The following is a 24,641-nucleotide window of genomic DNA, read 5'->3' on the forward strand; positions in this document are numbered from 1 at the left end:
CCGGCCCTCGGTCAGTCGCTCGCCGGCGCGGCGGGTACGGCGGCGGCCGCCGGCCCGTGCAGGTGCTTCGGCATCTCGAACAGCAGGCTCGCCACCGCACCGAGCGCGAGGACCGCTGCCGGGAGCAGGGTGGCCTGGGACATCGCGTCGCTGAACGGCTCCCAGATCTGGGCGGGCAGCGTGCTCTGGCCCGAGGAGGCGGCGCCGCCGGTGGGCAGGCCGTGGGCGACGAGCCGGCTGTCGATCAGCACGGCGATGCCGGCGGACCCGATCACGGAGCCGACCAGCCGGGTCGCGTTGTAGACGCCGGCGCCGGCGCCGGCCTGGTGCATCGGCAGGTTGCGGGTCGCGGTCGCCGCCAACGGCGCCCAGACGCCGGACATGCCGAGCCCCAGCACGCCCATGGGCACGAGGATCCGCCACCAGGCGGCGTCGGGGTCGATGCCCTGGGCGACGAAGAAGATCGCGATCGCGCACAGCGAGAACCCACCCGTGGTCAGGATCCGCGGGTGCACCTTGTCGGTGAACCTGCCGACCACCGGCGCCATGAAGAGCGAGATGACCGCCATCGGGACGAACAGCAGCGACGCCTCGAGCGCCGACAGGCCGCGCACCAGCTGGGCGAACAGCATCAGCGGGAAGCCCATGGCCACGGCCGCGAAGCCCATGCAGGTGATCCCGACGTTGGAGACGGAGAAGTTGCGGTCGGAGAAGATCGAGAGCGGGACCAGCGGCTCCTTGCGGTTGCGCGCCTCCCAGAGGATGAAGAGCGCCATCACCACGAGGCCGCCGACGATGAGGGCCCACACCACGGAGTCCCAGTCGCGCTGCTCGCCGTTCTGGATGCCGAAGACCAGCGCGAACATGCCCACCGCGCTGAGCACGACGCCCCACCAGTCGAAGGTGTGCTCGTGCGTCGCGAGCACCGGCACGAGGCGCCAGTTGAGGTAGAACGCGACGAGGCCGACCGGGACGTTGATGAAGAAGATCCACTCCCAGCCCAGGGCGTCGACCAGCACACCGCCGAGGATCGGGCCGACCAGGGTGGCCACGCCGGCGGTCGCGCCCCAGAGCGCCATCGCCTGGCCTCGCTTGTCGGCGGGGAAGATCCGCGTGATCACCGCCATCGTCTGCGGGGTGATCATCGCGGCGCCGATGCCCTGCACGACCCGCGCGGCGATCAGCATCTCGATCGTGCCGCTCAGGCCGCACCAGAGCGACGCGGCGGTGAAGACGGCGAGTCCGGTGAGGTACATCCACTTCGGCCCGATCCGGTCACCGAGCCGGCCCGCGATGAGCACGGGAGCGGCGTACGCCAGCAGGTAGGCGCTGGTCACCCACAGCACCGAGTTGGTGGTCGCGTCGAGGTCTTCCTGGATCGTCGGCGTCGCCACGGTCACGATCGTCATGTCGACGAGGATCATGAAGAAGCCGATGCACAGGGCGCCGAGAGCGGGCCACGGACGCACGTCGGCAGGGACGTCGGTCTGCGGAGGCGAGGTCTGGGTCACGAACATGAGTCAACCACTGGCCACCGACAACCATTCCGGGTCTGGCAACCTGATCGCATGAGCCACGTCGACCTGATGGCGGGACCCCCGCCGACGCACCTGCCCGAGGACCCGGCGACCGAGGCGGTCGCCTCCGGTGAGGAGCCGGTCGACGTCGTACGCCGCTTCCCGGCCTCCCCGCTGGCCTGGGCGACGCTCGCGCATGCCGCCGTCGACGCCGACCTCGACGCGGTGACGGTCTATGCCTACGCCCGGGTGGGCTACCACCGGTCCCTCGACCTGCTCCGGCGCAACGGCTGGAAGGGGCACGGCCCCGTGCCGTGGGAGCACGAGCCCAACCGAGGCTTCCTCACCTGCCTCGCGCTGCTGGCCAAGGCCGCCCGGGCGATCGGCGAGACGGACGAGTGGGAGAGGTGCTCGACGTTCCTACGTGATTCCAGTCAGACTGGTGCCAACCAGCTGCTGGGCTGACTGGAGGTCGTGCGGGTGAGCGAGGTGACCGGGTCGCCCTCACCCGCACGACCTGACCTCCCGCGGCTCGGTCCCCGGACCTGGTGGGTCTACCTGGCGCTCGCTCAGCCCAAGACTCTTGCCGAGCTCGCCGCCGAGGCCGGCATCGTCGAGGACTCCGTCCGCACCCACCTGCGCAAGCTCGAGCGCGCCGAGCTCGTCGCCCGCGTCGTCGCGCCGGACGCCGACACGCAGTGGCACCGCATCGTCGAGCTGGACACCCCGACCGTCTACGGCCTGGTCGGACGCGTCCGGCGCGCCCGCCTCAAGCGTCCGCGCTCGGACGCCCTGCCGGAGTACCCGCGGCCCTTCCCCGCCGTCGCCGTCGCCCTCGCCGGCCTCGCCGGCGTGCTGGCGACCGCGGTCGTGGTGCTGGTGCTGGTCCTCGGGCGGTAGCTCAGGCGGGCGGCGTGAGCAGGGTGCGGATCCGCTCGGCGCCCAGCGCCGCGAACAGGGTGGGCAGCCGGGGGCCGCGCTCGGCGGCGACGAGGAGCTCGTAGAGCAGCCTGAAGAACGCCTTCTGGTCGGCCTTCACCTCGTCGGTGGGAGCGTCGTCGAGGGCGAGGCCGCGGCCGAGCTTGGGGACGCCGTAGATCAGGCCGGTCAGCTCGTCGGCCATGTCCTCGCGGTCGAAGGAGTCGGGCAGCCGGTCCAGCAGGATCCGCAGCCAGGTCTCCTCGTCCTCGGAGAGGTCGCTGAGGCGAGTCGCGTCGGGCTCGACCCGCACGGTCGTGCGTTCCTCGGCGTCGACGTACTCACCGACCCACGTCATCGCCCGCGAGAGCCGCGGCTCGAGGTCGGCGACCGAGTCGTGCGCGAAGCCGACCTTCCGGACCGTCGCCGAGACGAGGTCGGCCGAGCCGGCGGTCACGTCGGCGATCGACGACAGCATCCGGAACGGTACGACGACCGCCGGCGCCGGCAGCCGGCCGGCGGAGGAGGTCGACGAGGCCCGCTCCCACGCCAGCACCGCGGCGTCGCGCTTCTCGGGGATCGCTGCCTTCTTCGCCAGCGCGTCCCACTCGTCGTAGAGCCGCAGCACCTCCTGCCCGAAGTCGACGTTGAACGCCTGCTTCGGCTGCCGGCGGACATAGAGCCACCGCAGGATCGGCGCCTCGAGGATCCGCAGCGCCTCGGCCGCGGTCGGCACGCCGCCCTTGGACGACGACATCTTCGGCATCCCGGCCACGCCCACGAACGAGTAGCCCACGAACGACGGCGCGCTGCCGCCGAAGACCGGGCCGACGATCTCCTTGCCGACGGTGTACGACGACCCGGGGCTGGCGTGGTCGACGCCGCCCGGCTCGAAGTGCACCTGCTCGAAGGTCCAGCGCATCGGCCAGTCGACCTTCCAGACCAGCTTGCCCTCGTCCTGCGTCGCGAGGTTGGTGACGAAGGAGTCGCCGCACACGTCGCACGTGTAGGCCAGGTCGGTCGTCTCGTCGTCGTAGGACGTCAGCGTCACCGTGTCCCGGCCACAGCCGCGGCAGTAGGGCTTGAACGGGAACCGGGCCAGGTCCTCGCTCGCGCCGTGGCCGGCGTCGTCCGCCTCCGCGCTCGACTCCTCGGCGCCCTCCGGGTCATCCGCGCCGTCGGCGGCCTTCTTGGTCCGGTACCGGGAGAGGACCGCCTCGATCTCGCCCCGCTTCCGCACGGCGGTCAGCACCTGCTCGCGGTAGGCGCCGGAGCGGTACATCCGCGTCTGGTCGACCTCGACCATGTCGCAGCCCATCTCGGCGAGCGCGGCCCGCAGCGGTGCCTTGTAGAGCTCGGCCCAGTTGTCGTACTGCCCGGTCGGGTCGGGCACGGCCGTCAGCGGCCGGCCGATGTGCTCGTTCCAGGACTGGTCGACGCCCGCCGGCACCTTGCGGAACCGGTCGTAGTCGTCCCAGCTGTGCAGGTGGCGCACGGCGATGCCGCGCCGGCGGATCTCCTCGGTGACGAAGTGCACCGTCAGGAACTCGCGCAGGTTGCCCAGGTGGATCGGCCCGGACGGGCTGATGCCGGAGGCGCAGGTGACCAGGTCGGGCAGGGTGCCGCCGTTGACCGACTCGGCGTGCCGGAGCGCCAGGTCGGCGGTCCGGGTCACCCAGTCGCTGATCTCGCTGCCCTGCTGTCCTCGTGCCACGGCGGGTCAGCCTAGCCAGGTCAGGCCGTCGCGCCCGATTCGCCGCCCGGAGGCAGGATCATGGAGTAGGCGCCCGCCTCCACGCGCCAGGTGCGGTGCCGCTCGGGGCCGTAGAGCTCCCCGTCCGCGCTGCACCAGAACTCCGAGCCGCTCACCGAGACCGTGCGACCGCGGACGGTGATGACCTCGCCGTGCGTGCGGTGCGCGCCGAACGGCAGCCGGACGGCGTACGACAGCTGTGAGAGCCGGCCGGCGGGCGAGGCGACCAGTACGTCGATCAGCCCGTCGAAGGGGTTCGCGTCCGGGACCAGCTCGGTGCCGCCGCCGACCGAGGCCCCGTTGCCGAGCGCGACCTGGAGCACCGGGCTGTCCACGTCGGTGACCAGCTCGTCGTCCACCGTGACCCGGACCCGCAGCGTCGGCGGGTCGATGGCGGCCATCAGAGCGCCGAGGGGATAGCCGAGCCGGCCCAGGTTGACCTTGCCCACCCCGACGGAGCCGAGGCGCTCCTTCCAGACCGCGCCGTGCCGCGCCGCCTCCGCACCCGCGCCGAGGTGCACGTTGTTGACGACGACGTTGCCGACCTCGTCGACCAGCAGGTCCGTCGGCTTCGGCTCGCCGTCGAGGATGGCCCGTGCCGCCTCCTCGAGGTCGAGCGGGATCTCGAGCATCCGGGCGAGGTCGTTGCCGGTGCCGGCCGGCAGGATGCCGAGCACCCGGCCCTCGAGCTCGTGGCGCCGGTGCAGCGCCGCGATCACCGCGTGGATGCTGCCGTCCCCGCCCGCCACGATGATCGGCCGGGACCCGGCCCGGTGGAGCACGCCGTCCAGCTCGCCCGGCCCGTCCGTGGCCTGCACCTCGACGGAGCAGCGCTCGCGGAGGACGCCGAGGGCGGCCTCGAGCTCGGGGTCGTCGCTGCGACCCGCGCCGGTGTGGGTCACGACGAGCAGTGGTTCCGAGACGGGCATCGGCCCAGCCTAGGCAGGTGGTTGGATTCCGCCCCATGGGGACCCCGGGGACACCGTCGCACGCGCGTCGCTGGACCGCACGCGAGCTGGTCGAGCTCGTGCTGGACGCCGGCAGCTACGAGTCGTGGGACGAGCCTGTCGACATCTCCGGGCACTCCGAGGCCTACCAGGCCGAGCTGCGGTCCGCCGCCGAGAAGGCCGGCACCGACGAGTCCGTGCTGACCGGGCGCGGGACGGTGCGCGGCCGGCCGGTCGCCTTCGTGGTCAACGAGTTCCGGTTCCTGGCCGGCTCGATCGGCATCGCCGCGGCGCAGCGGATCGCGCACGCCGTACGCCGGGCCACCCGGGAGGGCCTCCCCGTCCTGGCGAGCACCGCCTCCGGTGGTACCCGGATGCAGGAGGGCACCCGCGCCTTCGTGCAGATGGTCGAGATCTCGCGCGCCCTGATGGAGCACCGCGCGGCGGGGCTGCCCTACCTCGTGCACCTGCGGCACCCCACCACCGGCGGCGTGTACGCCTCCTGGGGATCGCTCGGCCACGTGACCACCGCCGAGCCGGGCGCGCTGGTCGGCTTCCTCGGCCCGAAGGTCTACGAGGCGCTCCACGGCGAGCCGTTCCCCGAGGGCGTCCAGGTCGCCGAGAACCTCGCCGCGAAGGGGGTCCTCGACGCCGTCGTGCCCGCCGAGGACCTGCCGGCTCTCGTCGACACCGCGCTCGGCGTGCTGGTCGACCCACCCTCGGACCCGGAGCTCGTACGCCGCCCGCCGGTCCCACGCGGCACGACGTCGGACCACGACGTCTGGGTCGACGTCGAGCACACCCGCGACGCCGAGCGGACCGGCGTCCGCGAGCTGCTTCGGTACGGCGCCACGGGCACCCTGCGCCTGCGCGGCACCGACGAGGGTGAGCGCGACGACACCGTGCTGATCGCGCTGACCCGGCTGGACGGGCGGCCGTGCGTGCTGGTCGGCCAGGACCGGTCCCGACAGACCCCGGCAACGCCGATGGGACCGGGCGCGCTCCGGGAGGCGCGGCGGGCGATGGCGCTCGCCGAGGAGCTCCGGCTGCCGCTGGTCACCGTCGTCGACACTCCCGGGGCCGAGCTGTCCCGGGAGGCCGAGGAGGGCGCGATCGCGGGCGAGATCGCGCGCTGCATCGCGACCCTGGTGACGATGACGGTCCCGACGGTCTCGGTGATCCTCGGCCAGGGCTGCGGCGGCGGTGCGCTCGCGCTGCTGCCCGCACGCACCGTGCTCGCGGCGCAGCGCGGCTGGCTCTCGCCGCTGCCACCGGAGGGTGCCAGCGTCATCGTGCACGGCGACGTCGACCACGCTCCGGAGATGGCCGCGGCCCAGGGCATCGGCGCGCTCAGCCTGCTCGCGGGCGGCGACGTGCACGGCGTCGTGCCCGAGCTCGACGAGGACACCCCCGAGACCCTCGCCCGCGCGGTCGCAGCCGAGATCGCCCACCACCTCGCCGAGTCGGCACAAGCTTGAGCCGACTCGGCATTCCTTATCCTCGGCGCATGACCACCAGCAGGCTCGAGGCGTTCAGCGACGGCGTGCTCGCCATCGTCATCACGGTCATGGTGCTGGAGCTGAAGCCACCAAGCCCCGAGGACGCGACGTGGCACTCGCTGATCCACACGTCCGGCGTGGGCCTGCTGACCTACGTGCTCAGCTTCGTCTACATCGGCATCTACTGGAGCAACCACCATCACCTGTTCCAGCTGGTCGACGACGTCGACGGCACGGTGCTCTGGGCGAACCTGCACCTGCTCTTCTGGCTCAGCATCGTCCCGTTCACCAACGGCTGGCTCGACGAGAGCAACGTCGACGAGGTGCCGACGGTCGTCTACGGCCTCAACCTGCTGGCCGCCGCGATCGCCTACTACCTGCTCCAGCTCGCCATCTTCCGCACACCCTCCGGCGACCGCGCCCGGGCGGCTCTGGGCTCCGACCTCAAGGGGAAGCTGTCGCCGGTGCTCTACGTCGTGGGCATCCTGCTCGCGCTCGTGAACCCGTACGCCGGCCTGGTGCCCGCGGTGATCGTCGCGCTGACGTGGCTGGTGCCCGACCGCCGGGTCGAGCGGTTCCTGGCCGCGGAGCGCGGCTAGCTGACGACCATGTCCTCGCCGCTCCAGAACGCCCGCATGCTGGTGATCCGGGCGTCGTCGTCGAAGGTCATCACGTCGATCGGCGCCAGCGTGTAGGTCTGGTCCCCGGCCTTCGTGACCAGCTCGAACTGGAACGCCGCCTCGTTGCCGGCGACCCGTGCGGAGACCAGGGTGCCCTGCTGCTCGAGCGCCTCGAGCCCGCTGTAGAACTCGGTGATCGACTCCCGGGTGGTGCGCACCTCGGTGCCGACCGGGTCCTCGACCGTCGCGCCCTCCGCGTACAGCGCGACCACCTCGGCCGTGGTGCCGCCGGCCACCAGGTCGACGTACTTCTGGATGGTCGCGAGGATCTGGTCGCGCGCTGCCGGCATTCGAGGCCTCCGGGTAACTAGAACAGGTTCTACCGCGGCACGTTAGCCGATCGGAGGCCCTTTGGTAACGTTCCTCCGGCGTTGAGCAGCCGGCCCCGCAGACATCCCTGGGGCGCGGAGGGACTCCGTATCCCTGGGTCTCACCGAAGGAGCAACCGCATGCCAGCCATCGTGATCGTCGGTGCCCAGTGGGGCGACGAGGGCAAGGGGAAGGCCACCGACCACCTCGGCGACCGCGTCGACTACGTCGTGAAGTTCAACGGCGGCAACAACGCCGGCCACACCGTGGTCATCGGGGACGAGAAGTACGCCCTGCACCTGCTGCCCAGCGGCATCCTGACCGCGGGCTGCACGCCGGTGATCGGCAACGGCGTCGTCGTCGACCTCGACGTGCTGTTCCAGGAGATCGACGGCCTCGAGGCGCGCGGCATCGACACCTCGGCTCTCAAGCTGTCGGCCAACGCGCACGTGATCGCCGACTACAACCGCACCCTGGACAAGGTCACCGAGCGCTTCCTCGGCAGCCGCCGGATCGGCACGACCGGCCGCGGCATCGGGCCGACGTACGCCGACAAGATGAACCGGATCGGCATCCGGGTCCAGGACCTGTTCGACGAGAAGATCCTCACCGCCAAGGTCGAGGGCGCCCTCGACCTCAAGGGCCAGGTCCTCACGAAGATCTACAACCGCCGCGCGCCGTCGGTCGAGCAGACCGTCGAGGAGCTGCTCGGACACACCGAGCGGCTGGCGCCGTACGTCTGCGACACCACGCTGCTGCTCGGCGACGCGCTCGACCGCGGCGAGACCGTGCTGCTCGAGGCCGGGCAGGCGACCCTGCTCGACGTCGACCACGGCACCTACCCGTTCGTGACCTCCTCCTCGGCCACGGCCGGCGGCGCGTGCACCGGGTCGGGCATCCCGCCGACCCGGATCGACCAGGTGATCGGCATCGTCAAGGCCTACACGACCCGCGTCGGCGAAGGCCCGTTCCCGACCGAGCTGCACGACGACTCGGGTGAGTTCCTGCGCAAGCAGGGCTGGGAGTACGGCACCACCACCGGCCGCCCGCGACGCTGCGGCTGGTTCGACACCGTGATCGCCCGGTACGCCGCCCGCATCAACGGCGTCACCGACTTCGTGCTGACCAAGCTCGACGTGCTGACCGGCCTCGAGCAGGTGCCGGTCTGCGTGGCCTACGAGATCGACGGCAAGCGGTACGACGAGATGCCGGTCAACCAGACCGACTTCCACCACGCGGTCCCGGTCTACGAGTACCTCCCCGGCTGGTGGGAGGACATCGCCGAGGCGCGCAGCTTCGAGGACCTCCCCGCCGCCGCCCAGCGCTACGTGGAGTACGTCGAGGAGCGCGCCGGCGCCCGGATCTCGCTCGTCGGTGTCGGACCCGCCCGCGACGAGGTCGTCGTCCGGCACCCGCTCCGCTGAGAGGAACCGCGTTGAGCCTGACCTGCCTCGTCGTCGGCACCGGTGGCCGCGAGCACGCGATCGCCCTGGCGCTCGCCGCGGACCCCGACGTCGGCGCCGTCCACGCCGCGCCGGGCAACCCCGGCATCGGTGCCGTCGCCACCCTGCACGCGCTCGATCCGATGGACGGCTCCGCCGTGGCGGACCTCGCCGAGGAGATCGGCGCCGACCTGGTCGTCGTGGGCCCGGAGGCGCCGCTCGTCGCCGGCGTCGCCGACGCGGTCCGTGAGCGCGGGATCGCCGTCTTCGGGCCGAGCCGCGCGGCCGCGCGGCTCGAGGGCTCCAAGGCGTTCTCCAAGGAGGTCATGGCCATGGCCGGCGTACCGACCGCCGGCTCACGCACCTGCGCGACGGCCGAGGAGGTCGCCGCGGCGCTCGACGCCTTCGGGGCGCCGTACGTCGTCAAGGACGACGCGCTCGCCGCCGGCAAGGGCGTCGTCGTGACTCGCGACCGGGCCGAGGCGCTGGCGCACGCGGCCGGGTGCGAGCGGGTCGTGGTCGAGGAGTTCCTCGACGGGCCCGAGGTCTCGCTGTTCGCGGTCTGCGACGGCGCGACGGCGTACCCGCTCCAGCCCGCGCAGGACTTCAAGCGGATCTTCGACGGCGGCCGCGGCCCCAACACCGGCGGCATGGGCTCCTACTCGCCGCTGCCCTGGGCGCCGCCGGGCCTCGCCGACGTGGTGATGGAGACCGTCGTGCGCCCGACCCTCGACGAGATGGCGCGTCGCGGCGCGCCCTTCGTCGGCTGCCTGTACGTCGGCCTGGCCCTCACCGCCGCCGGACCCAAGGTCATCGAGTTCAACTGCCGCTTCGGCGACCCCGACATCCAGCCGGTGCTCGCGCTGCTCGAGTCGCCGTTCGGGCAGCTGCTGCACGCGGCGGCCGAGGGCCGCCTGGCCGACGTCCCGGCGCCGACCTTCGGCGCCGACGCCGCCGTGACGGTCGTGCTCGCTTCCGCCGGCTACCCGGAGTCGTCCTCGAAGGGCAACGTCATCACCGGCGTCGGTGCCGCGAACGGCGTCAACGACGTCGACGTCATCCACGCCGGCACCGCGCTGGTGGACGCACCGGAGCCGGGCGATCCGGACCACCGGCACCTGGTCACCGCCGGCGGCCGGGTGCTCGCGGTCCGCGCCGTCGGCTACGACATCGACGACGCCCGGACCCGCGCTTACGCCGCCGCCGACCTGATCAGCTTCGAAGGCATGCAGCGGCGCTCCGACATCGCCGCCGAGCCGCTCGGCGTCGTCGAGGGCGCGTCGGTCGCGGACTGACCGGGGCGCGTCGCTGCCGAATCATCACGGTATGCAGGTGATTCCCCACTTCCCCCGGGGAGCTCCACCCGGGAAGCATCCGCTCGCCTGCATACCGTGATGATTCGTCGCAGGCCGAGCAACCGTCCAGCAGCGATCCCGTCATGGGAGAATCGGGCACCGTGACAGTCCCGAACGTGCTCGCCACCCGCTACGCAGCGCCCGACCTCGCCGAGATCTGGTCGCCCGAGCACAAGATCGTGCTCGAGCGGCGGCTGTGGATCGCCGTGCTCGAGGCGCAGCGCGACCTCGGCATCGACGTACCGGACGGCGTCGTGGAGGCCTACGAGAGCGTCGTCGAGAAGGTCGACCTCGACTCGATCGCAGCCCGGGAGCGGATCACCCGGCACGACGTGAAGGCGCGGATCGAGGAATTCTCCGCGCTCGCCGGGCACGAGCACATCCACAAGGGGATGACCTCGCGCGACCTCACCGAGAACGTCGAGCAGCTCCAGGTCCGGCAGTCGCTCGCGCTGCTGCGCGACCGCGCGATCGCCACCCTGGCCCGGCTCGCCCGCCTCGCTGCCGAGCACGAGACCACCGTGATGGCCGGCCGCTCGCACAACGTCGCCGCCCAGGCGACCACGCTCGGCAAGCGGTTCGCGACGATCGCCGACGAGCTGATGATCGCGGTCGAGCGCGTCGAGGAGCTGCTGGCGCGCTACCCGCTGCGCGGCATCAAGGGCCCGATGGGCACCGCCCAGGACATGCTCGACCTCCTCGGCGGCGACGAGACGAAGCTCGAGGAGCTCGAGCAGCGGGTGGCGCACCACCTCGGCTTCGAGCGGGTCCTGACGTCGGTGGGCCAGGTCTACCCGCGCAGCCTCGACTTCGACGTGCTGTCCGCGCTGGTGCAGCTGGTCGCGGCGCCGTCGAACCTCGCCACGACGATCCGGCTGATGGCCGGCAACGAGCTGGTGACCGAGGGCTTCAAGGAGGGGCAGGTCGGCTCCTCGGCGATGCCGCACAAGATGAACACTCGCTCCTGCGAGCGGGTCAACGGGCTGGCGGTCGTCACCCGCGGCTACCTGTCGATGGTCGGCGAGCTCGCCGGCGACCAGTGGAACGAGGGCGACGTGTCCTGCTCGGTGGTGCGCCGCGTCGCGCTGCCGGACGCGTTCTTCGCCGTCGACGGCCTGTTCCAGACCTTCCTCACGGTGCTCGACGAGTTCGGTGCCTTCCCCGCAGTGATCCAGCGGGAGCTCGACCGCTACCTGCCGTTCCTCTCGACCACGAAGGTCCTCATGGCGGCCGTGCGCAACGGCGTCGGCCGGGAGACCGCGCACGAGGCGATCAAGGAGGCCGCGGTCGGCACCGCGCTGTCGATGCGCAAGGGCCAGGCCGAGAACGACGTCTTCGCCAAGCTCGCCGCCGACGACCGGCTCGGCCTCACCTCCGAGCAGCTGGCCTCGCTGGTCGCCGACCCGATCACGTTCACCGGCGCGGCCGTCGCCCAGACCCAGGCGGTGTGCCGCGCGGTCGCCGTACTCGTGGAGAAGCACCCGGACGCCGCGGCCTACCGTCCGGGCGAGATCCTCTAGGCCGGTGACGCGCGGTGGCGAGCCGGACATGGAGGGACATGACGGGGTTCGCCGCGCCCGGTGACGCAGACGCCGAGGAGGGCTTCCGCGCGCTCTACGACGGCAACTTCACGGCCGTCCTCGGCTACGCGCTGCGCCGGGTCGACCAGCCCGCCGACGCGGCGGACGTGGTCAGCGAGGTCTTCCTCGTCGCGTGGCGGCGGTACGACGAGGCGCCGCCCGGCGACGGGCGCCCGTGGCTGTTCGGGATCGCGCGCAACGTGCTGTCGAACTACCACCGCTCCGCGCGGCGGCGCCAGCGGCTCGGCGGCCGGCTCCGGGACACCCTGCAGCGCGAGGTCGAGCCCGACCCGGCCGTCGGCGTCGCGGAGTGGGACCGGGTGCGGCGGGTGCTCCTGCGGCTCGGGCCCGACGACCGCGAGCTGCTCATGCTCGTGGGCTGGGACGGCCTGACGCCGAGCGACGCGGCCGGCGTCATCGGGATCCCTCCGAGCACCGCGCGGATGCGGCTGTCCCGTGCCCGGGCGAGGTTCCGGACGCTCTGGGGTGACGCGCAGAGACCGGCCGGACATGTGCTCGACGTCCTGCCCCCACTCGTGACTGGCGAGCCCCGATGACCGATCCCGACGACCCGCTCCGCGGGCTCGATCCCTATCCACGGGAGCGGATCGAGGGGCTGCACCAGGAGCGGGCCCAGCTCCTGGAGGAGATCGTGTCCACACCCGGCCCCGGCAAGCAGCCGGCGTCCACGCCCAGCAAGGTCCTGCTCGCCGTCGGTGTCGCGGCCGCCCTCGTCGTCGTCGGAGGCGGCGGCTGGCTCCTCGCCAGCAACGACAGCGACGACTCCGCCGGCGACCAGGTCGCCGCCGCGACCTCGGCGTCGGCGCCGGCCCCCGCGTCCAGCGAGCCGACGTCGACCACCCCGTCGTCCGCACCGTCCTCCCGCGCCGAGTCGCCGACCCGGCCGCAGCACGCCGTCAAGGTCACCGGGCACCGGTGCGACCAGCTCCGGACCCGGGACCTCCAGCACGTGCTCAAGGCGCGCAGCGGGCAGCTCAGGAGCCTCGAGGAGGTGCGGAAGGGCCGCTACTACGTCGTCCTGAAGCGGCACGGCTGCGTGCTCCAGCTGGGCCCGCGCCACCACCGCTGACCCGGGTCAGCAGCCGACGCCGGTCCAGTCCAGGTCCTCCTGGTGGCTCTCGCCGCTCCCCAGCGAGTACGCCGAGCAGTACCTCCCGCTCAGCAGCGGGTCCCGTCGCAGCGTGATCGGCTGCCAGCGGCCGTGGCCGCGCGGCTCGAGGTAGCGGAGCGAGCTCGCGAGCAGCGCACCCTGCGAGCCGTCCCGCAGGTAGCGGTCCAGCCACCGCTGGACGTAGACCGAGGCCAGGTCCTGGCCGTAGCGGCTGGCCGGCAGCACCAGCGGGATGTCGGTGTACTCCAGGTGCGTGGAGGCCCGCGGCACCACCAGCATCGAGTCCTCGCCGGAGGCCCGCCACGCGTCGAAGCCGGTCTCCCGCTCGCGCATCGGGTCCGGGGCACCTCCGCCGGGGACGATCGACGACCCGCCGGAGAGCTGCCACGGAGTCACCGTGAAGCCGTACTCCGACTGCACCCCGAGCGCAGGCACCTCCGGCTCGATCGTGCCCTGGTCGTAGGGCGCCATGCCCTTCGGTGCGGCGAGCTTGTCGAGCGCGACGACCGTCGCGACCCGGTCGTCGTACTCCTGCACCTGGGAGACCGCGAACGCGCCCATCGAGTGGCCGATGATCGCCAGCTTGGTGGTGCGTCCCGGCGCCGTGGGGTGGTCGAGCGGGCTCTGGTCCCACAGGTCGAGCCACGGGTTCGCGGCGCCGGTGAAGAAGTCGACCGCGTCCTCGGTGCCGGTCGTGAAGTTCGACAGCTGCTGGAAGGGAACGCCCGGGCAGCCGGTCATCTGCTGGGTGCCCAGCTCCGGGTCGCCGGCCGGCGGCGCGAACGGGTTGCAGTAGGGGAACGCCGAGCCGGACATGTGCGGCAGGGTCTCCGAGGTGCCCTCGCCCTGGACGTCGTAGAGCAGCACCAGGTAGCCGCGCTCGGCGAGGTCCTCGGCGAGCCACTGGTACATCCCCTGGGAACCGCCGACGGAGCCCGGCGTGATGACGACCCCGGGGTACGGCGCCGAGAGCCGCGCACCCGTGTAGGGGTCCCGCGCGTCCGGGAGCGGGGCGTAGAGGGTGCCGCGCAGCTGCGCCCCGAACCGGTTGAGGAACGCGACCTGCTTCGTGCGGCCGCGGGTGCCGTCCCAGCCGGCGCGGAGCGGGTTGCCGACGTTCCACCCAGGGACCAGGACCGCCGGCGTCAGGGCCAGCCGGTTGGGCTCGGCGGCCTGCTGGAGCAGCTGGGCGGTGGTCACCTTGTTGCTCTGCTGCACCAGGGCGGGCAGGTAGGCGGGGTTGCGCAGCTGCCCGCCGGGCCCGACGATCCGCCCGTACGCGGCGGTCATGTTCGCGAGGTCCGCGACCGGGCTGTAGGGCCGCGGTGCGGGGTCGGCGGCGTGGCCGGCCGGCGCGTGCGTCAGGGACAGCGCCAGGGTCAGGAGCAGAGCCGAGAGGGTCTTCACGCCCGGTAGAACGAGTTCTGCTGCCGGGGGTTAGGCGCGGGCGTTGCCGCCCCAGTTGGCGAGCTTCGTGGCGACCGTGTGCAGGTCGACGGGGTCCTTGCTGTCCTGGGCGTACGGCGCGAAGAACCAGACGTGGAAGTGCCCGCGGTGCGCGCCGTAGCGGCTGACGTCGACGTACTCCGCCTCCGGGAGGTTCTCGATGATCCGGACCAGCCGGTTCGAGATGCGGCCGAACTGGGTCGCGAGGTCGTCGTCGAGCTGGCCGACCCGCGTGTGCTCACGGGTCTGGAGCAGCAACGCGGTCGACAGCTCGGCCGGACCGTCGGAGTAGGAGAGGATCCAGCTGTCGTCCTCCCAGACGATCCGTTCGGGCGTGACGCTGGCGCACTCGGGGCACTCGCCGTCGACCGCCCGGCGGGAGGCGCCGACGATCCGTGCCCAGACATCTTCTGCTGACTCCGGCATGGCTTCACTCTGCCAAACGCGTGCGCCCCCGATTCCAGCGGCCCCCGTCTGCAACGATCCCCTCACTGTCGGACACGGGAGAGTCATGGAGCTCGCAGCAACGGCACCCGAGGACACCTTCCGCGGCCTCTACGCCGCGCACTTCGACGCGGTCCTCGGCTACGCGCTGCGCCGGACCGACCGTCCCGAGGACGCGGCCGACGTGGCGGCCGAGACGTTCGTCGTCGCCTGGCGACGGCTGCGGCACGTCCCGCACGGGGAGTCCGCCCGGCCCTGGCTGTACGGCGTCGCGCGGCGGGTCCTGGCCAACCACCGCCGCGGCGAGTCCCGGCGGGCGGCACTCGGTGCCCGGCTGCGGATCCAGCTGGTGTCCGCCGTCCGCGACTCTGCCGGCTGGGCCGACGAGACCGTGCACCGCGCCGACGTCACCGCGGCGATGGCCCGGCTGAGCGCCCGCGACGAGGAGGTCCTCCAGCTGCACCTGTGGGAGGGCCTCGAGTCGCGCGAGATCGGCGAGGTGCTGGGCCTGCCGGCGACGGTGGTCCGGCCGCGGCTGTCGCGGGCCAAGGCCCGCCTGCGCGCGCTCCTCGGCGACGACCCGGGCGCGGACTGCAACGACGCCGGCCCCGGCGGACATCCACCCTCCCGTAACCGAGAGCTCGCCGCGAAGGAGGAGCAGTCATGAGCAGCCCGAAGCTGACCGACGAAGCCGTGTCGCGGCTGCCGATCCAGGAGGGGCGGGCCGACCTGCTGGAGGAGATCATGGCCATCCCGACCGAGACCCCTGTCACCACCGACGACCTGGCGGAGCGGCGCGAGAGCCGGCGCCGGCGCTGGCTCCCGGCCCTCGGCGCCGCGGCTGCGGTCGCGGCGATCGCAGCCGCGGTCGCCGTGCCGAGGCTGCTGGACGGCGGCACCACCGCCGCACACCTGCCCGTCGCCGCACCGGGCGGCGGCGAGATCGCGGTGCTCCAGGCGCCCGGCTGGCAGCTGGTCAACGCCGACTCCGTCGACGAGGGCGGCGGCGAGATCTCCTACCAGTCCGGCGACGAGACCCTCGACATCGACTGGCGGCCGGCCGACCAGTACGACTCCTACCTCACCGACCGGCAGGACATCGGCAAGGCCGAGAAGGTCACCGTGCTCGGGAAGCCGTCCCTGCTCTGGGCCTACTCCGCGGAGGACCACACGGTGATCCGGCCGGTGGTCGGGGACTTCATGCTCGAGTTCCGGGGCAGCGGCATGGACGAGGCGGCCTACCGCAGCCTGCTCGGTCACCTGCTCGCGATCGACCCCGCCGACCTCGACTCCTACCTGCCGGACAGCTTCGTCACCGACGACGAGCGTCCGGACGTGATCGCGCAGATGCTGGCGCCGATCCCGGTGCCGGACGGCTTCGACAAGGACATCCAGTCCGACGAGATCGAGCGCTACCAGCTCGGCGCCCAGGTGACCGGAGCCGTCACGTGTGCCTGGCTCGACGAGTACGTCGCCGCGAAGCAGGACGGCGACAAGGCGGCGATGCAGCAGGCGGTCGACGCGATGGCCACCAGCCGCGACTGGCCGATCCTGAAGGAGATGCGACCGGAGGGTGGCTGGTCGCAGGTGATCTGGCAGTTCGCGGACGAGCTCGCGGCGGGCACCGTCCCCGAGGACTACGCCGGGCAGATCGGGTGCGGGAACTAAAGCCTAGTAAGTTGGTGTAGTAACATCACCACATGACGCTCGCGCCCTCCTTCCCCACCTACGACGACGCCGAGCTGGTCGTCCCCGCCCCCGCTGCCGGTCCCGGCAACTGGGCGGGGGCGGCCAGCGCGGTGCTGGTCGACGGCACCTTCTGGCTCACCTACCGCGTCCGCCGGCCGCTGACCGACGGCCGCGGCGTCGCGGTCGTGCTGGCCCGCGGCGAGGACGGCGTCCACTTCGAGCCGGTGTGCGAGATCCCGCGCGAGGCGTTCGGGTGCGAGTCCTTCGAGCGGCCCGCGCTGGTGCTGCTCCCGGACGGCCGGTGGCGCCTCTACCTGTCCTGCGCGACGCCCAACTCCAAGCACTGGTGGGTCGACAGCCTCACCGCCGACACCCCGGACGAGCTGCCGTTCGGTGAGCGCAGGGCGGTGCACCGCGGCAACCTCGGCGTCGGTGTGAAGGACCCGGTGGTGGTGCAGACCGAGAGCGGCTGGGAGATGTGGCTGTGCCACCACCCGCTGACCGAGATCGGCCACGAGGACCGGATGTCGACGCACCGCCTGGTCTCGAAGGACGGGCTGCGCTGGATGGACCTCGGCGAGGTCCTCGTCGGCCGCCCGGGGCGGTGGGACGCGCGCGGCGCCCGCGTGACCACGGTGCTGCCGTCCGGGCCGGGGGAGCCGCGGACGGTGCTGTACGACGGCCGTCCCGACGCTGCCTCCAACTGGCACGAGACCACGGGCATCGCCCGCTGGACCGGCACCCGGCTGATGGCCGTCGACGACCAGCCGATCTCCTCACCGCACTCCGACGGCGCCTGGCGCTACGCGACCGCGGTCGAGCTGCCGGACGGTCGCACGCGGCTCTACGTCGAGGTCGCGCGCCCGGACGGGGCTCACGACCTGGTGACCGTCCTCCTCGGCGAGCGGTTCCCCGCCGCCTGACGCTCGAGGAACGAGCCGCGGTCGGCGGTGGACAGCCAGTCGGAGAAGTCCTGCCCGGTGAGCTGGGACAGCCGCGCGATGTCGTCGGCGAACGCCGGGATCAGCCGCTCGCGCTGGGCGGCGGTCAGCGAGGGGCGGCGCGCCGACTTGTCCCCGGCGAGCATCGACACCAGCGGGACGCTGGCCCGGCGCCAGTAGCGCGGCGGCGCGAACTGGCCGAGCCGGGCGCCGGTCCGCACGACCGGGCCGAGGACCGTCGGTCGCCAGCCCGGCGTGACGTAGGGCTTGGCGTTGTCGCGGGGCACCTCGCCCACGATGCCCTCGGTGATGCCGAGGAACCCGCACACCCGGTTGAACGTCGAGCCCGGCTCGTCGACGATCTCCCGGTAGCGCAGCACGAGCACGCGCTGCGGGTCGACGTAGGCATAGAGGTGCGCGAGCTGCTCGCCGTAGCGGCCGAGCTCGCGGTAGCGCCAGAACGGCGCCCAGCCGGCCTCGATGCGTGCGGTCTCGCGCGCGAGCGCCTCCTCGAAGTCCGGCACCGGCTCGAGACCGTCGGACCACAGGTGCATCCAGTTGCTGTAGGCGCGGTCGATCGGGTCGCGGACGACCGCGATGATCCGTACGTCGGGGAGCGCCTCGGCGATCCGCCGGTGGGCGCCCCGGCTCCAGAGGTAGAACGGTGTCGACTCGCCGCGCACCTGCTCCGGGCGGGCCGCTCGGAACAGGTCGGCGTACTCCTGCGGACGCCAGACCCACTCCTGCTGCGAGTGCTTGTCGCCCGGGCCGCGCCAGTGCGGGGGTGGCGCGCCGTCGCACAGCCAGAACTTCGGCTCCTTCGGGTTGCTCACGAACACCTCGGGGTGCTGCGCGAGCGCCGCGTGCAGCGCGGTCGTGCCCGCCTTCGGGGCGCCGGCGAGGAGGAAGTCCGGTCGCGGCGGACGGGTCATCGGCGGGCCTCCCAAAGTAAGAACACTGACTTAGTGTAAATACATCACGAAGCGGGGCCCTCCGCCACCCCTAGGCTGAGTCCCGTGACGATCGCGAACATCCCGCCCGCCCCGGAGCTGCCCGGCGCCCGCCACGTCCACTCCGGCAAGGTGCGCGACCTCTACGAGCTGACCGAGGGCCCGCACGCCGGCAAGCTGCTGATGGTCGCGAGCGACCGGCTCTCGATCTTCGACTTCGTGCTCGAGACCACGATCCCCGGCAAGGGCGAGATCCTGACCCGGATGTCGCTGTGGTGGTTCGAGCAGCTGGCGGACCTGGTGCCCAACCACGTCGTCAGCACCGACGTCCCCGAGCAGGTCGCCGGCCGCGCGGTGATCTGCGAGCGGCTCGACATGCTCCCCGTCGAGTGCGTCGCGCGCGGCTACCTCACCGGCTCGGGGCTGCTCGACTACAAGGACACCGGCGAGGTGTGCGGGATCCCGCTCCCGGCCGGCCTGGTCGACGGCAGCCGGCTCCCCGAGCCGATCTTCACCCCCGCTCGCAAGGCCGAACTCGGCGACCACGACGAGAACGTCGACTACGACGCCGTGGCGGGCACCGTCGGTGCGGAGACGGCTGCTGCTCTCCGGGACCTCACGCTCCGCATCTACGGCCGCGCGGAGGGCATCGCCCGCGAGCGCGGCATCCTCCTGGCCGACACCAAGTTCGAGTTCGGGGTTCCAAGGCTCGCTGGCGCTCGCACCCCGACCACCGAGGCGGATCGCCTCGTCCTCGCCGACGAGGTGCTCACGCCGGACTCCTCGCGCTACTGGCCGGCGGCCGAGTGGGAGCCGGGCCACGCCCAGCCGTCCTACGACAAGCAGATCGTGCGCAACTGGGCCCTCTCGCCGGCGTCGGGCTGGGACCGCTCCTCCGGTGCGGCGCCGCCCGCTCTCCCGCCCGAGGTCGTCGAGCGCACGCGGAGCCGCTACATCGAGGCCTACGAGCTGCTCACCGGCGAACGGTTCTAGCGAGCACGGCACACTGGGGTCATGAGCACACCGTTCGCAGGCGCAGGCGGGCACTCGCCCCTCAAGCTCGAGTTCCCGCAGTCGCTGGCGGTCTACGACGAGTACGCCGCCGCGCAGCGCACGGTGGACTACCTCGCGGACAACAAGTTCCCGGTCGAGCAGTGCATGATCGTCGGCACCGACCTGAAGCGGGTCGAGCGGATCACCGGTCGGCTGACGACCGGGCGGGTCGCGCTCGGCGGTGCCCTCTCCGGTGTCTGGATCGGGCTGTTCGTCGGGCTGGTGCTGTCGATCTTCGCGGACGAGGGAGCCTTCGCGACCATCGTGTCGACGATGATCATCGGCGCCGCGTTCGGCGTGGTCATGGCGCTGGTCGGCTACGGGATGACGCGCGGCCAGCGGGACTTCTCGTCGATCACCCAGGTGGTCGCGACCAAGTACGAGGTGCTCGTCGAGCACAAGGGCGCAGCGCAGGCGCGGGAGATGCTCGTCGGCCTTCCGGGCGCGCTCCCGGACCCGTTCGCCTGAACCCTGCTCTAATCGACGCATGAGCGCGCCGCGCCTCGTGCGTCCGTGGCACGTGGTCCTGCTCCAGTGGCTCGCGAACACCTTCGGGGTGGTCGTGACCATCGTCGACTACGTGTTCCTGCTCCCGGCTCCGGCCGAGGCGCGGGTCCCGGGTGTGGTGCGCGAGAACGTGGCGCTGGGCCTGCTGGCCGTGGCCGCCAGCTACGTCGTGGTCGCCACGGTGGTCGCGCCGCGGACGCACCGGGCGCTGGACTGGACGGTGCGGGGCGACGACCCGCGGCCCGAGGAGTGCGCGCGGACGCTGGCGCTCCCGTGGTTCCTGTTCCGGGTCTCCGCCACCCTCTGGCTGGTGCCGGCCGTCGCCCTCGCGCTGTTCGACCTGCACGTGTCGCTGCTGACCGCCCTGCTCGTGTTCGGCGTGATCGCCACCAGCGGCGTGGCGACGGCGGCGTCGTCGTACCTCCTCACCGTCCGGCTGCTGCGCGAGCCGACCGCCCGGGTCCTGGAGATCGCCCCGCCCGCGCCCGGCGACACCGCCGGGGTGGGGGAGCGTGCGGTGTTCATCTGGGTGCTGACCACGGGCGTCCCCGGCCTCGGTCTGGTGCTGATGGTCGTGTTCGCGCCCTGGACGGAGCCCTCGCTGGCGCGGCTCGCGACCGCGGCCGCCGTGATCGGCGGTACGGCGATCGTGGTCGGCTTCGCAGGAACCGTCCTCTTCGCCAAGTCGGTCGGGGAGCCCGTCTGTGAGCTGACCACCGCGCTCGCCGCCGTCGAGGCCGGCGACCTCGACACCCACGTGGAGGTCAACGAGTGGGGGGAGATCGGCGTCCTCCAGGCCGGCCTGAACCGGATGGTGCTCGCGCTGCGGGAGCGGGAGCAGCTGCGCGACCTCTTCGGCCGCCACGTCGGCGCCGACGTCGCCCGCCGCGCGCTGCGGCACGGTGTGGAGCTCGGTGGTGAGGAGATCGAGGCCGCCGCCCTGTTCGTCGACGTGATCGGCAGCACCACGTTCGCCGCGAGCCGGCCACCCGCCGAGGTCGTCGCGGCCCTCAACCGGTTCTTCGAGGTCGTCGTCGACGTCGTGGACGCGCACGGCGGCCTGGTCAACAAGTTCGAGGGCGACGCCGCGCTGTGCATCTTCGGCGCGCCCCTCCGGCTCGACGACCCCGCCGGGCATGCGCTCGCCGCGGCGCGGGCCATGGGCGCCCGGCTGCGTGAGCAGGTGCCCGAGCTGGACGCCGGCATCGGCGTCTCCCAGGGCCTGGTGATCGCCGGCAACATCGGCGCGACCAGCCGGCTGGAGTACACGGTGATCGGCGACCCGGTCAACGAGGCCGCCCGCCTCACCGAGCAGGCCAAGGAGCGCCCGGAGCGGGTGGTCGCGTCGCAGCGGATCGTGGAGTCGGCGGCCACGGACGAGCGCAGCCACTGGCGGCTGCTCGACCCGCTGCTGCTGCGCGGCCGGCTCGAGCCGACGGTCCTCGCCGTGCCTTCCGGCTGACCGCTAGGTTGACGCCATGTACAACCTGTCGGTCTTCCTCGAGGACAGCGCCCGCCGTTACCCCGACCGCGACGCCCTGGTGCTGGGCGACGTACGGCTGACCTACGGGCAGGTCGACGCCGCCGCCAACCAGGTCGCGAACCTGCTGGTGTCGCGCGGGATCGAGCCCGGCGACAAGGTCGCGCTCACCTGCCCGAACCTGCCGTACTTCCCGATCGTCTACTACGGCGCGCTCAAGGCCGGCGCGGTCGTCGTGCCGATGAACGTCCTGAACAAGGGTCGCGAGGTCGCCTACTACCTGACCGACTCCGGCGCGAAGGCCTACTTCTGCTTCGAGGGCACGGCCGAGCTCGCGATGGGTGCGGAGGGCTGGGAGGGCTTCGGCCAGGTGGACACCTGCACGGACTTCTTCCTGATCACGGCGGACCCCGCAGCGGAGTCGTCGATCGACGGCGCGACCACGTTCGGGCAGGCACTGTCCGGCCAGTCCGCGGCGTTCGAGTCCGTGTCGACGACCGAGACCGACACGGCGGTGATCCTCTACACGAGCGGCACGACGGGCCAGCCCAAGGGCGCCGAGCTGAGCCACTCCAACCTGGTGCTCAACGCGCTCACCTGCAACCGGCTGTTCCAGAGCGCGCCCGCCCAGGACAGCCACATCGTCGCGCTGCCGCTGTTCCACAGCTTCGGCTCGACCGTGCAGATGAATGCCGGCTTCTCGATGGCGGCGACGCTCTACCTCGTGCCGCGCTTCGACGCCGAGCAGGTCGTCGGGCTGATGCAGCGCGAGAAGATCACGTTCTTCGCCGGCGTCCCCACGATGTGGTGGGGCATCCTGCACGCCCTGAGCGACGACGTGGACGTCGCGAGGATCGCGGGCAACCTGCGGCGCGGGGTCTCCGGCGGCGCCAGTCTTCCGGTCGAGATCATCAAGCAGACCCAGGAGAAGCTCGGCGTCACGATCCTGGAGGGCTACGGGCTCTCGGAGACCTCGCCCGTCGCGACCTTCTCCGACCCCGACCACGACCCGCGGCCGGGATCGATCGGCATCCCGATCTGGGGCGTCGAGGTCAAGCTCGTCGACGAGGACTGGAAGACCGTCGAGGGCGCCGACGAGGTCGGCGAGATCGCGATCCGTGGCCACGTGGTCATGAAGGGCTACCTCAACCGCCCCGACGCCACGGCCGAGGTGATGAAGGACGGCTGGTTCCGGACCGGCGACCTCGCGCGGCGCGACGAGGACGGGTTCTACTACATCGTCGACCGCTCCAAGGACATGATCATCCGCGGCGGCTTCAACGTGTACCCGCGCGAGGTCGAGGAGGTGCTGATGACGCACCCTGCCGTCTCGCTCGCGGCAGTGGTCGGCGTGGCCCACGACAGCCACGGCGAGGAGATCAAGGCGTTCGTGATCCTCGACGAGGGTGCCAGCATCACGCCCGATGAGCTGGTGGCGTGGGGCAAGGAGCAGATGGCTGCCTACAAGTACCCGCGGATGGTGGAGATCGTCGCCAATCTGCCGATGACGGCGACCGGGAAGATCCTGAAGCGCGAGCTCTCCTGAGGCCTCAGCGCTTCTCGGCGATCGCCTTCAGCCTCTCGAGGCTGGTGGCCATGCCCTGCTCGAGCTCGTCGGCGTGACCCTCGCCGCCGCCGAGCAGCACCGCGGCGAACGCCTTGCTGAGCCCGGTGAGCTTGTTCGGGACGGGGCGGCGCTGGACCAGCCGGGTGCCGCTGTCGGCCGGCTCGATCTCGAAGATCCAGCGGGCGCCGCTCGACCTGGTGTCCCACGCGAGCCGGTGCGGGGGGTCGGCCTCGACGACCACGCTGCGGGTCGGCCAGACGACCAGCTTGCGGCGGTTCCAGCCGACGTACTGCTGACCCTTGCGGAACCCGCCGCGGCGCAGCGGCATCATGGTCAGAAGCTCGGGGCTGGCCTCGGCCAGCGCGCGGGTGTCGGTGATGACCTCCCAGATCCTCTCGGCCGGGGCGTCGACGACGACCTCGGCGCGCAGCTCGCGGGCGGCGTTGCTCATCGGGTGCCTCCTGGTCGGCCCTCCTGCGGGAGAGTCAGAGTCTAGGGTCACTAGACTCCTGACCGTGGCCCGCGTCGTCGTCTCTGTCATGCCGAAGCCCGAGATTCTCGACCCGCAGGGGAAGGCGGTGCTGGGGGCCCTGCCCCGGCTCGGTTTCACCGGCGTCGAGGACGTCCGTCAGGGCAAGCGGTTCGAGCTCGAGTTCGACGGCGAGGTGACCGACGCCGTGCTCGCCGAGGTGGACAAGATGGCCGAGACGCTGCTGTCCAACCCCGTCATCGAGAACTACAAGGTGACGGTCGAGTGAAGATCGGCGTCGTCACCTTCCCCGGCTCGCTCGACGACGGCGACGCCCGTCGCGCCGTGCGGATCGGCGGCAACGAGGCAGTCGCGCTCTGGCACGCCGACGCCGACCTCAGGGGCGTGGACGCGGTGGTGCTGCCGGGCGGGTTCTCCTACGGCGACTACCTCCGCTGCGGTGCGATCTCGCGGTTCGCGCCGGTCATGGGCGAGGTCGTCCGGGCGGCCCAGGACGGCCTGCCGGTGCTCGGCATCTGCAACGGCTTCCAGATCCTCTGCGAGTCCCATCTGCTGCCGGGCGCGCTGATCCGCAACGACCACCGCAAGTTCGTCTGCCGCGACCAGCGGCTGCGGATCGAGAACAACCGCACCGCCTGGACCTCCGCCTACGCCGACGGCGCCGAGATCACCATTGCCCTCAAGAACGGCGAGGGCGGCTTCGTCGCCGACGCGCCGACGCTCGAGCGGATCGAGGGCGAGGGCCAGGTCGTGGCGCGCTACCTCGAGGACAACCCGAACGGCTCGCTCAACGCGATCGCCGGCATCACCAACGAGCGCGGCAACGTGGTCGGCCTGATGCCGCACCCCGAGCACGCCGTCGAGGAGCTGACCGGCACCGGCACTGACGGGCTCGGCTTCTTCACGTCGCTGGCCGAGTCCGCTCTCGCCTGATCGCGAGGG

The 24,641-nt window shown here is 72.2% G+C and carries 26 protein-coding genes; 18 read left to right on the forward strand and 8 right to left on the reverse strand.

Annotated features, from left to right (window positions below; genetic code table 11):
• Positions 1-11: 11 nt before the first annotated feature.
• Positions 12-1,517, reverse strand: a complete 1,506-nt coding sequence (locus ABD709_RS15470) for a DHA2 family efflux MFS transporter permease subunit (protein ID WP_425575147.1) — start codon at positions 1,515-1,517, stop codon at positions 12-14.
• A 51-nt stretch (positions 1,518-1,568) separates the two neighbouring features.
• Here ABD709_RS15470 and ABD709_RS15475 point away from each other — a divergent pair, with 51 nt between their 5' ends.
• Both ABD709_RS15475 and ABD709_RS15480 read left to right on the forward strand, forming a co-directional pair.
• Complete coding sequence (locus ABD709_RS15475; RefSeq protein WP_344777001.1) at positions 1,569-1,982, forward strand: DUF3151 domain-containing protein; 414 nt, start codon at positions 1,569-1,571, stop codon at positions 1,980-1,982.
• A 15-nt stretch (positions 1,983-1,997) separates the two neighbouring features.
• Positions 1,998-2,417: an ArsR family transcriptional regulator gene (locus ABD709_RS15480; RefSeq protein WP_344777003.1), complete on the forward strand. Its 420-nt coding sequence runs from the start codon at positions 1,998-2,000 to the stop codon at positions 2,415-2,417.
• A 1-nt stretch (position 2,418) separates the two neighbouring features.
• On the opposite strand, the gene lysS is transcribed toward ABD709_RS15480, so the two are convergent.
• Positions 2,419-4,149: a lysine--tRNA ligase gene (gene lysS / locus ABD709_RS15485; RefSeq protein WP_344777005.1), complete on the reverse strand. Its 1,731-nt coding sequence runs from the start codon at positions 4,147-4,149 to the stop codon at positions 2,419-2,421.
• A 20-nt stretch (positions 4,150-4,169) separates the two neighbouring features.
• Positions 4,170-5,117 (reverse strand): diacylglycerol/lipid kinase family protein, encoded by a 948-nt coding sequence (locus tag ABD709_RS15490; RefSeq protein WP_344777007.1) that lies wholly within the window; start codon positions 5,115-5,117, stop codon positions 4,170-4,172.
• 35 nt (positions 5,118-5,152) lie between these two features.
• Here ABD709_RS15490 and ABD709_RS15495 point away from each other — a divergent pair, with 35 nt between their 5' ends.
• Together ABD709_RS15495 and ABD709_RS15500 are read left to right on the forward strand one after the other, a co-directional pair.
• A complete protein-coding gene (locus ABD709_RS15495; protein ID WP_344777009.1) occupies positions 5,153-6,613 on the forward strand; it encodes a carboxyl transferase domain-containing protein in 1,461 nt (486 codons plus the stop codon).
• A 29-nt stretch (positions 6,614-6,642) separates the two neighbouring features.
• Positions 6,643-7,233, forward strand: a complete 591-nt coding sequence (locus tag ABD709_RS15500; protein WP_344777011.1) for a TMEM175 family protein — start codon at positions 6,643-6,645, stop codon at positions 7,231-7,233.
• Here the strand turns inward: ABD709_RS15500 and ABD709_RS15505 are convergent.
• Positions 7,230-7,604 (reverse strand): nuclear transport factor 2 family protein, encoded by a 375-nt coding sequence (locus ABD709_RS15505; protein WP_344777013.1) that lies wholly within the window; start codon positions 7,602-7,604, stop codon positions 7,230-7,232. The two genes, ABD709_RS15500 and ABD709_RS15505, sit on opposite strands and share 4 nt — an antisense overlap.
• A 159-nt stretch (positions 7,605-7,763) precedes the next feature.
• Between ABD709_RS15505 and ABD709_RS15510 the strand changes: the two genes are divergently transcribed.
• The 5 genes from ABD709_RS15510 (at position 7,764) to ABD709_RS15530 (ending at position 13,090) form a co-directional block, all read left to right on the forward strand.
• Positions 7,764-9,047: an adenylosuccinate synthase gene (locus ABD709_RS15510; protein ID WP_344777015.1), complete on the forward strand. Its 1,284-nt coding sequence runs from the start codon at positions 7,764-7,766 to the stop codon at positions 9,045-9,047.
• 17 nt (positions 9,048-9,064) lie between these two features.
• A complete protein-coding gene (gene purD, locus ABD709_RS15515; RefSeq protein ID WP_344777188.1) occupies positions 9,065-10,360 on the forward strand; it encodes a phosphoribosylamine--glycine ligase in 1,296 nt (431 codons plus the stop codon).
• A gap of 161 nt (positions 10,361-10,521) precedes the next feature.
• Entirely contained in the window at positions 10,522-11,940 is a 1,419-nt protein-coding gene (gene purB, locus ABD709_RS15520; RefSeq protein WP_425575149.1) for an adenylosuccinate lyase, read from the forward strand.
• Positions 11,941-11,978: 38 nt separating this feature from the next.
• Positions 11,979-12,557, forward strand: coding sequence for an RNA polymerase sigma factor (locus tag ABD709_RS15525; RefSeq protein ID WP_344777019.1), 579 nt, complete (start codon positions 11,979-11,981; stop codon positions 12,555-12,557).
• Entirely contained in the window at positions 12,554-13,090 is a 537-nt protein-coding gene (locus tag ABD709_RS15530; RefSeq protein ID WP_344777021.1) for a hypothetical protein, read from the forward strand. The genes ABD709_RS15525 and ABD709_RS15530 overlap by 4 nt, the downstream gene beginning before the upstream one ends.
• 6 nt (positions 13,091-13,096) lie before the next feature.
• On the opposite strand, the gene ABD709_RS15535 is transcribed toward ABD709_RS15530, so the two are convergent.
• Both ABD709_RS15535 and ABD709_RS15540 read right to left on the reverse strand, forming a co-directional pair.
• Positions 13,097-14,539, reverse strand: coding sequence for a dienelactone hydrolase family protein (locus tag ABD709_RS15535; protein ID WP_344777023.1), 1,443 nt, complete (start codon positions 14,537-14,539; stop codon positions 13,097-13,099).
• A 30-nt stretch (positions 14,540-14,569) separates the two neighbouring features.
• Positions 14,570-15,004, reverse strand: a complete 435-nt coding sequence (locus ABD709_RS15540) for a hypothetical protein (RefSeq protein ID WP_344777025.1) — start codon at positions 15,002-15,004, stop codon at positions 14,570-14,572.
• An 85-nt stretch (positions 15,005-15,089) separates the two neighbouring features.
• Here ABD709_RS15540 and ABD709_RS15545 point away from each other — a divergent pair, with 85 nt between their 5' ends.
• From ABD709_RS15545 to ABD709_RS15555, 3 genes are read left to right on the forward strand one after another with little or no spacing between them, the layout of a single operon-like run.
• Positions 15,090-15,689 carry an RNA polymerase sigma factor gene (locus ABD709_RS15545; protein ID WP_344777027.1) on the forward strand — a complete coding sequence of 200 codons (600 nt, stop codon included), beginning with the start codon at positions 15,090-15,092 and terminating at the stop codon, positions 15,687-15,689.
• Positions 15,686-16,690, forward strand: coding sequence for a hypothetical protein (locus ABD709_RS15550; RefSeq protein WP_344777029.1), 1,005 nt, complete (start codon positions 15,686-15,688; stop codon positions 16,688-16,690). Before ABD709_RS15545 ends, ABD709_RS15550 begins: the two co-directional genes overlap by 4 nt.
• Positions 16,691-16,722: 32 nt before the next feature.
• Complete coding sequence (locus ABD709_RS15555) at positions 16,723-17,634, forward strand: glycoside hydrolase family protein (RefSeq protein ID WP_344777031.1); 912 nt, start codon at positions 16,723-16,725, stop codon at positions 17,632-17,634.
• On the opposite strand, the gene ABD709_RS15560 is transcribed toward ABD709_RS15555, so the two are convergent.
• Complete coding sequence (locus tag ABD709_RS15560; RefSeq protein WP_344777034.1) at positions 17,586-18,584, reverse strand: sulfotransferase family protein; 999 nt, start codon at positions 18,582-18,584, stop codon at positions 17,586-17,588. The two genes, ABD709_RS15555 and ABD709_RS15560, sit on opposite strands and share 49 nt — an antisense overlap.
• Positions 18,585-18,668: 84 nt before the next feature.
• On the opposite strand from ABD709_RS15560, the gene ABD709_RS15565 reads away from it, so the two are divergent.
• From ABD709_RS15565 to ABD709_RS15580, 4 genes are read left to right on the forward strand one after another with little or no spacing between them, the layout of a single operon-like run.
• Entirely contained in the window at positions 18,669-19,595 is a 927-nt protein-coding gene (locus tag ABD709_RS15565; protein WP_344777036.1) for a phosphoribosylaminoimidazolesuccinocarboxamide synthase, read from the forward strand.
• Positions 19,596-19,616: 21 nt separating this feature from the next.
• Complete coding sequence (locus ABD709_RS15570) at positions 19,617-20,123, forward strand: YflT domain-containing protein (protein WP_344777038.1); 507 nt, start codon at positions 19,617-19,619, stop codon at positions 20,121-20,123.
• 19 nt (positions 20,124-20,142) lie between these two features.
• A complete protein-coding gene (locus tag ABD709_RS15575; RefSeq protein ID WP_344777040.1) occupies positions 20,143-21,624 on the forward strand; it encodes an adenylate/guanylate cyclase domain-containing protein in 1,482 nt (493 codons plus the stop codon).
• 16 nt (positions 21,625-21,640) lie between these two features.
• A complete protein-coding gene (locus tag ABD709_RS15580; RefSeq protein WP_344777042.1) occupies positions 21,641-23,188 on the forward strand; it encodes a long-chain-fatty-acid--CoA ligase in 1,548 nt (515 codons plus the stop codon).
• A gap of 4 nt (positions 23,189-23,192) precedes the next feature.
• Here the strand turns inward: ABD709_RS15580 and ABD709_RS15585 are convergent, their stop codons facing one another.
• On the reverse strand, positions 23,193-23,660 hold the full coding sequence (locus ABD709_RS15585) for an SRPBCC family protein (protein WP_344777044.1): 468 nt from the start codon (positions 23,658-23,660) through the stop codon (positions 23,193-23,195).
• Positions 23,661-23,724: 64 nt separating this feature from the next.
• On the opposite strand from ABD709_RS15585, the gene purS reads away from it, so the two are divergent.
• Positions 23,725-23,967: a phosphoribosylformylglycinamidine synthase subunit PurS gene (purS, locus tag ABD709_RS15590; RefSeq protein WP_344777046.1), complete on the forward strand. Its 243-nt coding sequence runs from the start codon at positions 23,725-23,727 to the stop codon at positions 23,965-23,967.
• The gene (gene purQ, locus ABD709_RS15595) at positions 23,964-24,632 is read left to right on the forward strand and encodes a phosphoribosylformylglycinamidine synthase subunit PurQ (RefSeq protein ID WP_344777048.1); all 669 of its coding nucleotides are present in this window, start codon (positions 23,964-23,966) and stop codon (positions 24,630-24,632) included. The genes purS and purQ overlap by 4 nt, the downstream gene beginning before the upstream one ends.
• Positions 24,633-24,641 lie beyond the last annotated feature (9 nt).

Origin of the sequence: Nocardioides panacisoli, assembly GCF_039537325.1 — a bacterium.
GTDB lineage: Bacteria > Actinomycetota > Actinomycetes > Propionibacteriales > Nocardioidaceae > Nocardioides > Nocardioides panacisoli.